Below are 13,835 nucleotides of genomic sequence, written 5' to 3'. Positions count from 1 at the left end.
GTTCTTCCTGCTCAGGACGGTGTGGATGTCGAACCTCCGCGTCGGACGGCGCCGCGCACCACGGTCAGGTGCAGGACGAGGGCCAGCAGGGTGAGGGCTCCGGTCCAGTACGGCAGGGTGCCCGGGGAGGTGCCGAGGCCCAGGACGAGGCCGCCGAGCGCGGAACCGATGCCGCTGCCGAGGTAGACGGCGGAGCTGTTGAGCGAGACGGCGACCGTGGCCTGCCGGGGCTGGGCCGCGATGAGCTGGTGCTGCTGGGGCACTTGGACGGCCCACCCGGCCGCGCCCCAGATCACGAGCGGGACGACCGTCAGGGCAGCGGCGGTGTGGGCGGCCACGGGCAGGGCGAACTGGGCGGCCACGATGAGGGCCAGGACGCAGGTGACCGCGGCGAAGGGGCGGCGGGTCCGGTCGACGACGGGTCCGATGAGGAGACTGCCGATGATGCCGCCCGCGCCCCAGGCCCACATGGCCCAGACCGTCCGGTCGGTGTGGGCGGCGTCCTTCAGGAACTCGGCGAGGTAGGTGTACAGGCCGAGGCTGGAGATGCCGCCGAGCAGCGAGACGGTGACGATGCCGGCGACCCGGCCACCGGCGAGGGCGCGCACCCGCCGGCCCAGTGGCGGCGGAGCGCTCACCTCGACGTCCGGCAGCCGCACGATGCCGATCAGGGCGACCACGCCCAGCGCGGTGATCAGCCAGAGGGTGCCGCGCCAGCCCATGTGCGACGCGAGGAGCATCCCCGCGGGGACACCGACGACGGTGCCGATGCTCAGCCCGCCCATGACGGTGGCCAGCGCGCGGCCGCGCCGTTCGGGAGAGGTGAGGCCGGCCGCCGTGGCGGCGGCGATGGGCGAGTACACGCCCGCGCCGATGCCGGCCACCGCCCGGGCGACCAGCAGGACGGTCAGGGTCGGGGCGAGGGCGGTCAGCGCGTTGCCGATGGTGAAGATCACCAGTGCCACGCCGAGTACGGTCTTCGCCGGCCGCGCGGCGAGGAGGGTGGCGAAGACCGGGCCGCCCAACGCGTAGCAGAGCGTGAACACCGTGACCATCTGTCCGGCCGAGGACGCGGAGACGTCCAGGCTGTCCGACACCAGCGGCAGCAGTCCGGCCATCACATAGGCGTCCACGCCGAGCGCGAACGTGCCCAGCGCCAGGAGCGGGATGAACGCGCCGCGGCCGTCGCGCGTTTGGGGGGTTGTGGGTTCCGTTGTCTGTGTGACGCTCATCCGAGGCGTTCCCAGTCCTTTTCGTTGGCGGCCGTGCAGTCCCGTCGGGAGGACGCCGCGGCCGTACGCACTTCCCTGCGCGCTCTCCCCCGCACCGGCGAACGACACGGCGAACTTCCGTACGTCCGAAGGCGTTTGCGCCGGGGGGCTCTTCCTCCGTCGGGGACGAAGCCGGTGGGGCGACGTACTGTCCGGAACGGGCGCGAGGTGAATGCACGCGCTCCGCATGGATGGCATTTACATACAGTGGGCCCCGCCCCCGCAAGCGGAACATCCGCATCTCACATGCGACATCCGAATGACCCCACGTCATCACGTACGGCGACGACCACTGAGACGTCGGTCACACGGCAGGCGGAGACGTTCCACCGGATCCGGGAACGAGGACGCGAGAAGGCGAGAGCGCGTATGCGGGGACGCGGAGACGCGGAGACCGAGCTCAGAGGCTGGTGAGGATCTGCGGGGAGAGGGTCTTGATCATGGTGTTGGTCCAGCGGACCTGCCGGAGCGTCTCCGGGTGGCAGGCCGACGCGGCGTCGAGGAGCCGGTCGTCGCGGCCGGCCCGGGCCGCTTGGGCGAGCATCTCCCAGTGCAGCGAGTTGCCGGCGGCGGCGAGGTGGAGTTCGCGCAGGTCGTGGAGGAGGAGCAGGCCCGGCTCGGGGCGGTGGCCGAGCGCTTCGGCGGCCTTCGCGCGGACGGCGTCGGCGAGGCCGGACAGCGGCCGGGCGGACGGACCGGTGAGGCCGGGACCGTAGTGCGGGGCGAGGCCGGCGAGCCGGGCCGCGTGCTCGCGGGACCAGCGGGCGAGGTCGAGGGCGACGTGGTGCACCTCGTGCTCGGTGCGGTGCCGCGCGGCGGCGGCGAGCAGGTTCTTCTCCAGCGCGCGCTCGCCGTGGTGCAGGGCGCGCAGCGTCAGGGTGATGCCCTTCACGGCCGCTCCTCCCCGGGGTTGCCGGTCGTGCGGACGGCCTCGGGGGCGCCGGACCCGTGGGCAGCCTCGGGGTCGCCGGTCGCGTGGACAGCCTCGGGGTTGCCGGTCGTGTGGACGGCGTACGCGTCCGGGCCGCCGGTCGTGTGGACAGCCCCGCGGCTGCCGGCCGTACGTCCGCCCCCGTGGATATCGGTCGCGTGGACGGCGTACGCGTCCGGGCCGCCGGTCGTGGGCGGTACGCCGTCCGGGCCCGCGGGGGCGGACGCGGTCGTCGTCGGCGCGGGGGCCGGGGTGCCGTCGCCACGTTCGACGAGGGTGATCCGGGCGGCGGCGGTCTTGTAGAGGGGCTGTTTGGAGACGGGGTCCCAGTCGGTGACCGTCGTCTCGTTGGCGGCCCGGCCGGCGCCGCCGGCGGGGCGGTGGCCGCCGGGAGTGTCCCAGTAGCCGTAGTGGAAGGGCAGGAAGACCGTACCGTCGCGGACGGTCGTGAGGCGCAGCCGGGCGCGGACGGCGCCGCGCGCCGTCGCCACCTCCACCAGGTCCCCCTCCCCCAGCCCCCGCCCGGTGGCCTCGGCCGCCGACATCTCCACCCACATCTCGGGCGCGGCGGCGTTCAGTTGAGGGACGCGGCCGGTCTTGGTGCGGGTGTGGAAGTGGTAGAGCGTCCGTCCGGTGATGAGCCGCAGCGGAAAGTCGGGTGACACGTCCTCGTGCGGGGGCAGGTACGCGGCGGCCTTCAGGACGGCCTTGCCCTCGGGGTTGAGGGACCGGTACTCGACGGGTTCGACGGACGCCCCGGTGACGAGGTCCCTGCCGTACGACTCGCAGACGTCGGGGCGGGCCCACGCGATGCCGTCGGCGTAAAGGCGTTCGGTGCCGTCCGGGGCGTCGGCGGTGCAGGGCCACTGGATGCCGCTGCCGTGGCGGAGCCGCTCGTAGGTGAGTCCCGTGTAGTCGCAGGGGCGGCCGGCGCTGCACCGCTTCCACGCCTCGAACGCCGACTCGGGGTCGTGCCAGGTGATCAGCGGACCGCCGTCCCGGTCGCGGAAGTCCATGCGGGCCGCGTAGTCGAGGAGGATGCCGAGGTCGGGCCGGGCTTCGCCGGGCGGCTCGACGGCCTTGTCGGAGAGGTGGACGGTGCGGTCGGCGTTGGTGAACGTGCCGGTCTTCTCGGCCCATCCGGCGGCCGGCAGGACGACGTCGGCCAGCCGCGTCGTCTCGGTCGGGAAGAGGTCCTGGACGACGACGAACAGTCGTTCCTGGGCCAGGATCCGCCGGATGCGGTCGAGTTCGGGCAGGGAGACGGCCGGGTTGGTGCCGCTGATCCACAGCATCCGGAGCGAACCCTGCTCGGCGTAGCGGAAGATCTGCATCGCGTGGGTGGGCGGGGCGAAGTGCGGGATGGTCTCCGGCGTCACGTTCCACACCTTCGCCAGGTCGGCGATGTGCTGCTCGTTCTGCCAGTTGCGGAAGCCGGGCAGGTCGCCGTCGGCGCCGCACTCGCGGGTGTTCTGGGCGGTGGGCTGCCCGTTCATCTGCAGGACGCCGCAGCCGGGGCGGCCCAGCATGCCGCGCAGCAGCTGGAGGTTGTTGACCTGGACGGCTGCGGCGGTGGCCTGGTGGGACTGGTAGACGCCCTGGAGGACGGTGGACAGCAGCCGCTCGGCGCCGCCGACGATCTCGGCCGCCTCCTCGATGGCGGCGGCCGGGACATCGCAGACGCGCGCCGCCCACGCCGGCGTGCACTCGCTTACGCGCGCCGCCAGTTCCTCGTACCCGACGGTGTGGGCGCGGACGTACGCGTGGTCGACGCGGTCCGTGCGGATGACCTCGTGCAGCAGGGCGTTGAGGAGGGCGAGGTTCGTCCCGGGACGCGGCGCGAGGTGGACGGCGGCCCGGCGGGCGACGGGCGTCGTCCGCGGGTCGACGCAGACCAGGCGGGGCGGCGCCGCGCCCGCCAGCCGGTCCAGGACCCGCATCCACAGCACGGGCTGCGTCTCGGCCATGTTGTGCCCGAACAGCGCGATGACGTCGGCGTGGTCGACGTCCGCGTACGAGGCGGGCTGCCCGTCGCAGCCGAACGTCTCCTTCAGCGCCTCGGCGGCGGTCGCCGTACAAAGGCGGGTGTTGCCGTCGAGGTGGTTGGTGCCGAGGCCGGCCCGGGCGATCACGGCGAGGGTGTAGTACTCCTCCAGGAAGAGCTGGCCGCTGGTGTAGAAGCCGATCGAGCCGGGGCCCGGGCCGTCCAGCAGCGCGCGGGACCGGTCCGCGATCCGGCCCATGGCCGTGTCCCAGTCGGTCTCCACCAGCCGTCCGCCCTCCCGCGCCAGCGGCCGCGTCAGCCGGTCCGGGGACGCGTTGGCCTGCCACCCGAACAGGTCCTTCGGCCCGAGCCGGCCGCGGTTGACCCGGTCGGCCGTCCGGCCGCGCACCCCCACGATCCGCCCGTCCTTGACCGCGATGTCCATCGCGTCGCCGTTGGAGTGCAGTACGGAAGCGGAACGCACCCACCGTTCGACGTCCTCCGGCGCCACCCCGGCCCGCAGGTACGTGTCCCGCCGGGCGGGCCAGGGGGTGTTCGGACCGTAGGGCGTACGGGCGCCCCAGGGGTCGGCGATCCGGTCGGCTGATGTGCCGGGCGTACCCGAAGTGCCAGATGTGTCCGACGTGTCCACGGCCTCACACCTTCACCGGGTCGGGCGGGTCCAGCGGCGGAGGGCCGCTGCTGGGGTACCGGGCCCGGGTACCCGGTGCACGGATCGGCAAGCGGGGCGTACGGGGGATTCACCCGGGGTGGGCCGGCGCACCGGTCGCGCGGGTGAGAGCGAAGGTGAGGGGGGTGAGGGTGAGGGGGAACGGAGGCGAGGCGGTGGGGGGGGCGACGGAGAGTGCGGAGGCGGTGGGGATGCGGAGGTGCGGGTGACGGAGGGGCACGGAGGGCGATGAAGGTGCGGAGATGCGGGGCGACGGAGGGCACGGAGGCGGCGGAGGCAGGTCCGTCACGAGTCTTCCGTCGCGCCCAGGCTTTCCGTCGCCACGGCCCTTGTCGCCCAGGCCCTCTGTCACAGGGGCGCCGGTACAAGCCCTCCGTCACAGGAGCCTCTGTTCCAAGGGCCCTGGAAACAGAGCCCCTGGAAACAGAGTGCCTGGAACGGAGCCCCTGGACCGCCGACGACCGTCACAGAGCCTCGTCGTCCCGGATCCGCACGGCCTCCTCCTCCGCGGACAGGCCGTCCGTCGTGCCTTCCTGTGCGTACACGTCCTGGTTTCGCGGACGGTCGGGGTCGGGCTCGTCGTAGAGCAGCCCGGCGGGCTCCTCGTCGCCGGCCGCCTCCGCGCCGGGGGCGGGTTCGTCGGGCTCGGGGTCGTCGCGGGCGGGCCGGGCGGGCTCGGCGAGCCGGGTGGGGTCCGCCTCGGGCTCCTCCTCGTCCAGCCGCTCGTCCAAGGGCCGGCCTTCCCGCAGTTCCTCGGCGGTGGGCCGGTCCCGGGTGACGGCGGTGGGCGTGTCCCCCGGGACCGGCATCCGCTGGGGATCACTGGACCGCTGCTGTTCCGGCGTACCGTCCTGGAGGTCGGGGATGCCCTCGTCCTCGGGGGCGGCGCCGGGGTCATGGGGGCTGGTCACGGGGTCTCCTCGCCGTCGGTGGTGTTCTCTCGCGCCTGTCGCTCGCGCCGCCCGGGTCCGGGTCCCGGCCCGGACCGGTCGCGGGACCGTTCCCCGGGCGGGCGGCCGTAGCCGGGTGGCGGATCGACCTCGACGGGCGGGTGCCAGGGGCCGCGGCGCACCTCCTCGCCGGGTTGCAGTCCCTCGACGGGCCCCTCGGCGATCTCGGGCTGCTGTACGTCGCTGCCGGCGACGTTCGGCGTGTCGCCCTTGCCGATCGGCGCCGGCCGCGCGCGGGGCGCGGCGTCGTCATCCTGCCGCTCGCGGCCGCCCTTCCCCTCGCCGTGCGGATCCTGGTCGCGGGGACCGTGGTCTGCCTGCATGACGTCCTCCGTTCCGGGGGTTCTCGGGGTCGTGACCGGGCCGTCGGGCGTGGTCGCCGTGAGCGGACGCCGACGGCCCGGTGACGATCACACGCCTGCCCGCTGCACCGGCTCCGACGCCTCCCGGGCGCCCTTGTTCGCCTGGCGAGTAACCCGAGGGGCCGGAGAAATCCGAGTCGTCCAAACCTTCCGAGCACCCCCTGCCGTCCGAGTGGCCCGAGCCTTCCGAGCGACCCGTGCCGTCCCGGTGGCCCAAGTCTTCCAAGCGACCCGTGCCATCCGAGTGACCCGCGTGGCCCGAGCCGCCCGAGTGATCCGAGTAACCGATACGCCGCCCGGTACGCACGCCGGCGCCCCGGACGGCCCGACGCCACCCGGGCAGCCCAGGAGGCAAAGGAAGAGGCCCTTACCCCCACCCCTCACATCGCTCGCACTACCCCCACGCCTCACATTGCTCCCACCACCCCCACCGCTCCCGAACGCTCACTCCGGTGGAGCTCACCCGCCCTCGGGTGGCCGGCCCGTACGGAGCATGCACAACACGGCGCGTTCGGCAGGCCCGTGGGTGGCCGGAACCCCCGGGTCCACGCCGTCCCCGAGGCGCGGCAGGGCGGGGGCGATGGTGATGCCCTCCTCGTACAGCTCGATCACCCGCGGGTTGATATACGAGGCGCGGCACACGGCGGGGGTGTTGCCGAGGTAGCCGGCGACCTCGGCGGCCGCGCGGGCGATGGCGCGGCGCCGGGCCGTCTCGTTGCGGGCGGCGCCCTGGGAGACGGCCAGCGCGACGGCGGCCATCACGGTGGCGTGCCAGGTGCGGAAGTCCTTGGCGGTGATGTCGAGTCCGGCCTGTTCCTTGAGGTAGGCGTTGACGTCGTCGCCGCTCACGTCGTGCCAGGCGCGCCGTTCCCAGTAGGCGAGCAGCCGGTCGCCCCCACCGCGGCGGCGGAGCAGCGAGGTCAGGGTGCGGCAGGCGGCGGGGTCGCTGACGGGCAGGACGATCTCCCTGCCGTGTTTGCCGATGTAGGTGAAGACGACCGCGCCGCGCCTGCGGCGGGCGTGTTCGCGCAGCAGCGTGGTGAGGCCGTAGCTGTTGTGCAGTTCGGCGTAACGGTCGCTGCCGACGCGTAAGAAGCCGAGGTCGAGCAGGCGGACGGCGGTGGCCAGGACACGTTCCCGCGTCAGGCCGCGGTCGGCGAGGTGCCCTTCGACGGCCTCCCGCAGCGCGGGCAGGGCCTCGGCGACGTCCAGGACGTGGTCGTGCTTGGCCCGCTCCTGCTCCGCGCGGAACGCCGGGTGGTACAGGTACTGGCGGCGGCCCGCGGCGTCGGTGCCGACGGCCTGGAGGTGGCCGTCCGGCCGGGCGCAGATCCACACGTCGCGCCAGGCGGGCGGGATGACGAGCGCGCGGATCCGGGCGAGGGCGTCGGGGTCGCGCAGCGGCGCGCCGTCCGCGTCGCGGTAGCGGAAGCCGCGCCCGTGCCGGAGGCGGACGTAGCCGGGTTCGGTGGGCCGGCTGTGGTGCAGGCGGGACGGGGCCCGTCTCGTACGGTCCCCCACGTCGGTGCCGACGGGAACGGCCGGGCCGGACGCCTGCCGTGGGAGGGTACGGGCCCGGCGGCGGTCCGGGGCGGGGATCACGACTCCGACGGAACTCTTCGTACCGGTCATGCCGGGCTGATACCCGGGGTGCGCCTGTTCACGTCGGGCCGACGGCTGTCGGCCGGCGTGGGGTGAGGTGGTGGTGCCGGCGGGTGCCACGGTGCGAATGGTGGTTTTGGTATGGATGAGGGCTCTGGTGTCGGTGGGGGGCATGAAGTCTTCACGTCTACGACACCGTTCCTTCGCCCGGCAGCCCCACGATGCTGCTGACCTGTCCGATGGTCACACTGGTCACCGGAAGGAACGCGATCGATGCCCCCACCATGCCTGCCCTGTCCACCGGGTCCGCCGAGGCCGCCGGGTCCGCCGGGTCCGCCCGGCCCGTCAAAGCCGCCAGGGCCGCCCTGCGGTTCCGTACCGCCGCCGTCACCACGCTGGCCACGCTGGCGCTGCCGTTCGCGGCGCCGGGCGCCGCCACCGCCGCACCGAGCGGCTCCGGCGCGGACGTCCCCGCCTACGGCACCTGGCAGGCCGACGTGCGCAAGGCCGTCGATCCCGTCATCCCCTGGCTGCGGGACCGGGTGAAGGGTCAGGGCGGGAAGCCTGCCGTCGTACTGGACATCGACAACACCGCGCTGGAGACCTACTACCACCCCGGGCGCGCCAACGAGCCCGTCCTGCGCGTGGCCGAGTGGGCGCACGAGCACAAGGTCGCCGTCCTCTTCGTCACCGCCCGCACCTCGTCCTCGTCCGCCCGGAAGGAGCTCAGGGCCGCCGGCTACCCGGTGGACGCGGTCTGCACCCGGGAGCACGGCGAGAGCAAGGCCGAGGGCAAGGAGCGCTGCCGCGAACAGCTCACGGAGGACGGCTACCGCATCACCGCCAACATCGGCAACCGCTCCACCGACTTCGAAGGCGGCTTCTACGAGAAGGGCTTCAAGCTGCCGGATTACGGCGGCAAGCTGTCCTGACGCGCAGGGCCCGGGAGCCGTGGAACGGGCGGAAGCGGGGAGCGGCGGGAAGCGGGGACCGGGGACCGGGGAGACGAGCTGGGTTGCCCGGCGGGCCGGCTGCCCGGTGGGTCGGGTCGCTGACGGACCGGGTGGCCGGCGGGCCGGGAGGCCCGAGGGGCCCGGGATGCCGGACGGACCCCGGTGCCTGATGGGCCGGGAGGCCGGAGCGATCCGGGTGGCCGACGGGTCGAAGGGCTGACGGGCTGGGATGCCGGACGGGCCCGGGTACCCGACGGCCGAGGATGCCGGACGAACTCGGGTACCTCGACGGGTCAAGGAGCTGACGGGCCGGGATGCCGGACGGGCCCGGGTGCCTGACTGGCCGGGAGGCCGGACGGACCTGGGTACCCAACGGGCCGAGGAGCTGACGGGCCGGATACGACGGGCCGGAATGCGTGAGGGGCCCGGGTACCCGACGGGCCGGGAGGCCGGACCGATTCGGTACCGGGCCGGATGTGACGGGCCGGAGCGCCCGAGGGACCCGGGCGCCTGACGCGCTCAGGTGGCGGACGGCCCAGGTGGCCAACGGGCTGAGGGAGCCGCCGAGTCGGGGCGGCCGACGGGCCAAAATACCCGACCAGGCGAGGCGACCGACGGAGCAGGGCGGCCCACGCTCATGGACCGGCCACCCGGCACAGTAGCCATGCTCGCCCCGGCCTCACCACACGGGCGTCCCGCGCGGGAACCCGGCCCGCGCACCGACCCCGCCCCCGGCCGAACCGCACCCGGCCGGCCGGTCGCGTGAGGCCGGGGCGGCCGCCGCCGGGCGCACCCGTCAACGCCGGAGGCAGCAGAGGCGGCGGCCTCCGGTTTCGCGGATCGCGGGTGGTGGGCGGTGGGTGGTGGCTTACGGATCGCGGCGCACGGGGCGTGGATCGCGGGTCCGGACTCGCAGCTCGCAGCGCGCAGCTCCCAGATCCCGGCTCAGCCCGGCCACGTCCCCGTCAACCGGCGCGTCGCGGTGGCGCCGCCGCGGTCGACGGCCGCCTTGACGACGGCGAACACCGCGCCCTGCACGGCGGCGGCGAGGAGGATCTCGCGCCAGGTGCGGTCCTCGTCGGTCGCGTCGGGTGCGTCGTCGTCGTGCCCGAGCAGTGTCCACGTCCGGCGGAAGGCCGCTCCGGCGAGCATGCCGCCGGCCAGGCCGAGTACGAGCCCGACCGGCTTGTAGGCGATCCTCACCGCCTTCACGAAGCCCTCCTCGCGCGTCGCGCCGCCCCCGCCACGAGGACGACGGCGCCTGCCGCCAGCAGCGGTCCCCGCCCGCGGCGGAGCAGCCCGGCGACCTGCCGGACCGTCATCAGGACAGGTGCCGGGGTCACTTTGCGTACCTTCGCGACGGTCGTCGTCGTCCGGTGCGCCAGTTCGGCGCGGGCGGTGGCCGCCTGGGCGCGGACGGGTTCCGGTACCCGGTCGCGTACCTGCCGGACGGCGTCCGAGCCCTTGCCCAGCACCTGTCCAGTGGCCTGCCCGGCCGCGTCCTTGACGGCGGTCGCCTTCCGCTTCGCCTGCGCCTTCACATCGGCCTTCCGTGCGAGGGCGTCCACCGTGCCGCCCAGTTCCTCACGGGCGTCCTCGGCCCGGGCCCGCAGGTCGTCCGTCGTGGGGGCGGTTCGTCCGTCCTCGGAACTCGCACTCATCGGGTGCTCCTCTCCTTGATCATCGCGGTGTCCTTCCTGACACCTTCGATCGCCTGCCCGGGAACCGGCGGCGCAGCCTCGCGGATCCGCTTGCGGCCCGCGATGGCCAACACCGCGGCGCACACGGCCAGTACACCCGTGACGATCAGCGCCGCCGCCCATACCGGCAGGACGAGGGACAGGGCGGCGACGGCGGACGCCGCCAGTCCCATGAACGCCACGTACGCCACCAGCCCGGCACCGCCGAGGAGTCCGCCACCCCGTCCGAAACCCCGTGCTTTCTCGAGCATCTCCGCCCGTGCCAGCCGCATCTCCGCCCGTACCAGCTCGGCGAGTTGGTCGGACGCCCGGGAGACGAGGGCGCTCACCGGCTCCTCCACCTGGCGCGGCACCGGTCCGGGCACCCGGCCGCGCCCCCGTTCGTCAGCGCGGCCCTGGCCCTGCCGGGGAATCCGGTCCAGAAAACTCATCGACGATCACCCGTCCTCCGTGTTGCCGTACTGTGCGCGCCCGGCGACCGCCCGGGACCGAGCGTCTTCGGGCGGCCGGCGCGCCGTCCTTCGGCTGGCGCTTACCCCGTTCCGCGAGGAAACGGCCTCCCGATGTCGCGGCTTCGCACATCGCGGGGGCGCGCACTGCGAAGAGCGCGTTGCGCGGCGTCCGTCGCGAGACACCCGTTGCCAGGCGCTCGTCGCGAGACGCTCGCTGTGAAGTGCGCAGCACGGGCGCAGCACGGTGCGCGTTCACAAGGCGCGCGCCCGGCCGTGCGCGGTCACTCCGTGCGCTTGGAGACAAGGGCGGGTGCACTGCCGGGCAAGTCGGGCCGCCCGGCGGGGCTCTAGTGCCGCATCAGGCAACGTTGGCCCTGTTCACGACCTCGCGGAGGCGTTGGTCGGCGGCGTGTTTGTTCCACCAGATGACGTAGCAGCGGATCATGCTTCCCTGCTCCTTGTGGCTGGTGTGGTGGGTGCCATCGAGAGCGAAGCAACGCAGGGCAGTGAATTGGCCTCGATCCGGTTGAGTCAGGAGCCATCGGTTGGGTGTATGAGATCTCTGCGTTGTCGGCCGTTGCCCACGTCGCGACCCGCCGGCAGCGCCTCGCGTTCTTGGTCTTCTCGATGTGCCCGTAGAGGTGGTTCTTGGCGAGGCCGTAGGCGGCGAACAGGTGGCGAACCCCGTGGGGACGTGTGCAGGTCGCTCGGCGGCGCGGTCTTGATCCTTGTGCCGCCCGCCGCGTTCGGTCCGTTGCCGGCCGGGGTGGGGCTGGAGGCTGAGCGGCCCGAACGCTTCCATGCAGAAGATGACTTCAGGCCCACCTTCCTCGGGTACGACCTCGCAGTCAGCGATCGCGTAGAGGTGCTCGATGCGGGCCTTCTTGGCCGCGTAGTCGGGATCGCGTGAAGCCTTTCAGGTTTTCACGCGTTGAAACGAGACGCCCTCCTGGCGGAGCGGGGCCCGAAGGCCCTCGTGGCTGATGTCGTCGACCACCCCATCGGCGACCAGGAAATCGGCCAGTTTGGCCAGGCTCCAGGTCGGGAACGGCAGGTTGTGCTCGGTCGGCCTGGACTTGGCGGTCTTCTTGATCTCCCGGCGTTCGGGGAGGGTGAAGATTCTCGGCCGGCCGACCTTGCACTTCGGGTAGAGCGCTTCGAATCCGTCCGCGTTGAACTTGTGGAGTACATTCGGGGTCCGGTCAGGGCTGGTGAACGTCACCTCGGCGATCTCCGCCACGGGCATGCCCTGCGCGGACAACAGCACTACCGGGGCCTGCCGCCAAATCACCACCGAACCCGTGCCTCGGAGAATGATCCGCAGCAATCGCTCGCCCACATGGTCGTCAGTCGCCCGGACCTGCAGGCGTTCGGCCACGTGATAATTCCGGCGACCCGGCGCCGCCCGGCACAGCAACCGGGCGACACCTCACGACAGAGCCGGCGTTGCCTGATGCGTCACTCGGCGCGGGTCCGCTCTTCGAGGCGGCTGCCTTGCGTCAGGGTGACGCTCAAGATACCTCCTGGCGCGTTCAGTTCGCTGCGGTGCCAGCGCCCACGCGGCACGATGGCCGCTTTTCCGGCGGCCGGTTCGACCTCCTCCCGCTCCCCTCCCGCCCGCAGGGGCCGGAAGCAGAGGTGTATCCGGCCGGTGAGGCAGGAGACGGCCTCGTCCGCGTCGGGATGGATTCTTCAGTGGTCGGCGTGGAGGTCGGCGTCGGTGGCGACGTGGGATGCCATCACCTGCCAGCCGTCTCGCTCGGGGCCGAAGGCCGGCGGCTCGGCGCGCACCTGGCCATCGGGGCGAAGGTGCAGAAAGCACTCGAAGAGGTCGATCGTGGCGATGGTCATGTCGGTGTCTGCTTCCCCCGATGACGTTCGTCGCTGGTCCGCGGCCGTTCCCTTCAGGCCAGGGCACGGCGCAGGGCTGCGCCGAGCTCGTCGATCTGCCGTTGGGACACCTCGGCGGATACGGCCGCCTGTGACCCGTGGAAGGTGCCGGCCCACTGGTGCAGGTCGACAGGTACGTCCGCCTGCAGCAGCCGCAGCGCGTAGTCGATGGCCTCGTCGCGGTTCGGGTCGAACTGCGCGGTGGCGATGTGGGCGGCCGGCAGGCCGGACAGGTCGGTGGCCCGCGACGGGGCGGCGTACGGTGAGATGGACGCCGCGTCGGGATTCGGGCCCAGGTAGTGCCGCCACGAGGCGGCGACCTTCTCACGCGTCATGAACGGAGTTGCGGTGAACTTCCGCGCTGACCATGTCTGGTGACGGTCATCCAGCGCGGGCTGGTTGAGCAGTTGGAAGCGAATCGGCGGCCCCTGCCGGTCGCGTGCCCGCAGTGCGGCTGCGGCCGCGAGGGTCGCACCGGCACCGTGGCCGCCGACCGCGATCCGCGCCGGGTCGAGGCCGAGTTCGCTGGCGTGCCCCGTCGCCCAGAGCAGCGCGGCGTAGGTGTCGTCCAGAGCGGCGGGATAAGGGTGCTCGGGAGCCCGGCGGTAGCCCACCGAGATCACCACGGCGCCGGATCCGTGAGCGACCCGGACGGCCCAGGGGTGTTCGGTAGCCAGGTCGCCCATGACGAATCCGCCGCCGTGCAGCCAGAGAATCGCGCCGCGGGCCTCGCGAGGGCGGTAGATCCGCACCGGCACCTGCGGGTCGGCGTCCACCGTGCGCTCTTCGATCTCCAAGCCGGTGGTATCGGGGGCGGGTGCGGTGGCGGCCAGCCGGGCCAGGCTGTCGCGCGCGGCGACAGGATCGCTCAGGTCGGCCCGGGGGAACGCCGGAATGGCAGCTTCCAACTCGGGATCCAGGCCGGTCAGCCGCGTACTCGCCCCTGCATCGAGATCGTCGGCCAATCGGGTACGGCTGTCGATCGGCTGGTTCATGGGAGCCCTCCCTGAAGAAGCTGAACCACGAAGCGGTGAACATCGTTCACCGTG

At 73.1% G+C, this 13,835-nt stretch carries 12 protein-coding genes and 1 pseudogene; 1 reads left to right on the top strand and 12 read right to left on the bottom strand.

Annotated features, from left to right (window positions below; translation table 11 throughout):
* Positions 1–11: 11 nt before the first annotated feature.
* The 6 genes from ACQEVS_RS28680 to ACQEVS_RS28655 all read right to left on the bottom strand — a co-directional run bounded on the left by ACQEVS_RS28680 (position 12) and on the right by ACQEVS_RS28655 (position 7,821).
* Entirely contained in the window at positions 12–1,232 is a 1,221-nt protein-coding gene (locus tag ACQEVS_RS28680; RefSeq protein ID WP_433025081.1) for an MFS transporter, read from the bottom strand.
* Positions 1,233–1,671: 439 nt separating this feature from the next.
* Positions 1,672–2,163 (bottom strand): hypothetical protein, encoded by a 492-nt coding sequence (locus tag ACQEVS_RS28675; protein WP_433025078.1) that lies wholly within the window; start codon positions 2,161–2,163, stop codon positions 1,672–1,674.
* A complete protein-coding gene (locus ACQEVS_RS28670; protein ID WP_433025075.1) occupies positions 2,160–4,838 on the bottom strand; it encodes a molybdopterin oxidoreductase family protein in 2,679 nt (892 codons plus the stop codon). The genes ACQEVS_RS28675 and ACQEVS_RS28670 overlap by 4 nt, the downstream gene beginning before the upstream one ends.
* Before the next feature lie 503 nt (positions 4,839–5,341).
* The gene (locus tag ACQEVS_RS28665) at positions 5,342–5,788 is read right to left on the bottom strand and encodes a DUF5709 domain-containing protein (RefSeq protein WP_433025072.1); all 447 of its coding nucleotides are present in this window, start codon (positions 5,786–5,788) and stop codon (positions 5,342–5,344) included.
* Positions 5,785–6,150 carry a hypothetical protein gene (locus ACQEVS_RS28660; RefSeq protein ID WP_433025069.1) on the bottom strand — a complete coding sequence of 122 codons (366 nt, stop codon included), beginning with the start codon at positions 6,148–6,150 and terminating at the stop codon, positions 5,785–5,787. Before ACQEVS_RS28660 ends, ACQEVS_RS28665 begins: the two co-directional genes overlap by 4 nt.
* A 498-nt stretch (positions 6,151–6,648) precedes the next feature.
* Positions 6,649–7,821 carry a DNA topoisomerase IB gene (locus tag ACQEVS_RS28655; RefSeq protein ID WP_433025066.1) on the bottom strand — a complete coding sequence of 391 codons (1,173 nt, stop codon included), beginning with the start codon at positions 7,819–7,821 and terminating at the stop codon, positions 6,649–6,651.
* 254 nt (positions 7,822–8,075) lie between these two features.
* Here ACQEVS_RS28655 and ACQEVS_RS28650 point away from each other — a divergent pair, with 254 nt between their 5' ends.
* Complete coding sequence (locus tag ACQEVS_RS28650) at positions 8,076–8,723, top strand: HAD family acid phosphatase (RefSeq protein ID WP_433025063.1); 648 nt, start codon at positions 8,076–8,078, stop codon at positions 8,721–8,723.
* A 966-nt stretch (positions 8,724–9,689) separates the two neighbouring features.
* Here ACQEVS_RS28650 and ACQEVS_RS28645 read toward each other — a convergent pair.
* The 6 genes and pseudogenes from ACQEVS_RS28645 to ACQEVS_RS28620 form a co-directional block, all read right to left on the bottom strand.
* The gene (locus ACQEVS_RS28645; RefSeq protein WP_433025060.1) at positions 9,690–9,956 is read right to left on the bottom strand and encodes a DUF4235 domain-containing protein; all 267 of its coding nucleotides are present in this window, start codon (positions 9,954–9,956) and stop codon (positions 9,690–9,692) included.
* Entirely contained in the window at positions 9,953–10,405 is a 453-nt protein-coding gene (locus ACQEVS_RS28640) for a DUF3618 domain-containing protein (RefSeq protein ID WP_433025057.1), read from the bottom strand. The genes ACQEVS_RS28645 and ACQEVS_RS28640 overlap by 4 nt, the downstream gene beginning before the upstream one ends.
* The gene (locus ACQEVS_RS28635; protein ID WP_433025054.1) at positions 10,402–10,875 is read right to left on the bottom strand and encodes a phage holin family protein; all 474 of its coding nucleotides are present in this window, start codon (positions 10,873–10,875) and stop codon (positions 10,402–10,404) included. The genes ACQEVS_RS28640 and ACQEVS_RS28635 overlap by 4 nt, the downstream gene beginning before the upstream one ends.
* Positions 10,876–11,254: 379 nt before the next feature.
* Positions 11,255–12,274: pseudogene (locus ACQEVS_RS28630) on the bottom strand (helix-turn-helix domain-containing protein).
* Between the two features lie 314 nt (positions 12,275–12,588).
* Complete coding sequence (locus ACQEVS_RS28625) at positions 12,589–12,747, bottom strand: hypothetical protein (protein WP_433025051.1); 159 nt, start codon at positions 12,745–12,747, stop codon at positions 12,589–12,591.
* 53 nt (positions 12,748–12,800) lie between these two features.
* A complete protein-coding gene (locus ACQEVS_RS28620; protein WP_433027982.1) occupies positions 12,801–13,706 on the bottom strand; it encodes an alpha/beta hydrolase in 906 nt (301 codons plus the stop codon).
* Between the last annotated feature and the right edge of the window lie 129 nt (positions 13,707–13,835).

Origin of the sequence: Streptomyces sp. CA-181903 (genome assembly GCF_050937075.1) — a bacterium.
Taxonomy (GTDB): domain Bacteria; phylum Actinomycetota; class Actinomycetes; order Streptomycetales; family Streptomycetaceae; genus Streptomyces.
Note: the sequence above shows the minus strand (reverse complement) of the source record. Positions and strands in the feature narration are given on the sequence as shown.

What these genes read in the sequence shown, in the direction of transcription:
- ACQEVS_RS28640 (WP_433025057.1), bottom strand. Translation starts at nt 10,405, where the DNA reads ATGAGTGCGAGTTCCGAGGACGGACGAACCGCCCCCACGACGGACGAC.
- ACQEVS_RS28635 (WP_433025054.1), bottom strand. Translation starts at nt 10,875, where the DNA reads ATGAGTTTTCTGGACCGGATTCCCCGGCAGGGCCAGGGCCGCGCTGAC.
- ACQEVS_RS28650 (WP_433025063.1), top strand. Translation starts at nt 8,076, where the DNA reads ATGCCTGCCCTGTCCACCGGGTCCGCCGAGGCCGCCGGGTCCGCCGGG.
- ACQEVS_RS28625 (WP_433025051.1), bottom strand. Translation starts at nt 12,747, where the DNA reads ATGACCATCGCCACGATCGACCTCTTCGAGTGCTTTCTGCACCTTCGC.
- ACQEVS_RS28680 (WP_433025081.1), bottom strand. Translation starts at nt 1,232, where the DNA reads ATGAGCGTCACACAGACAACGGAACCCACAACCCCCCAAACGCGCGAC.
- ACQEVS_RS28655 (WP_433025066.1), bottom strand. Translation starts at nt 7,821, where the DNA reads ATGACCGGTACGAAGAGTTCCGTCGGAGTCGTGATCCCCGCCCCGGAC.
- ACQEVS_RS28660 (WP_433025069.1), bottom strand. Translation starts at nt 6,150, where the DNA reads ATGCAGGCAGACCACGGTCCCCGCGACCAGGATCCGCACGGCGAGGGG.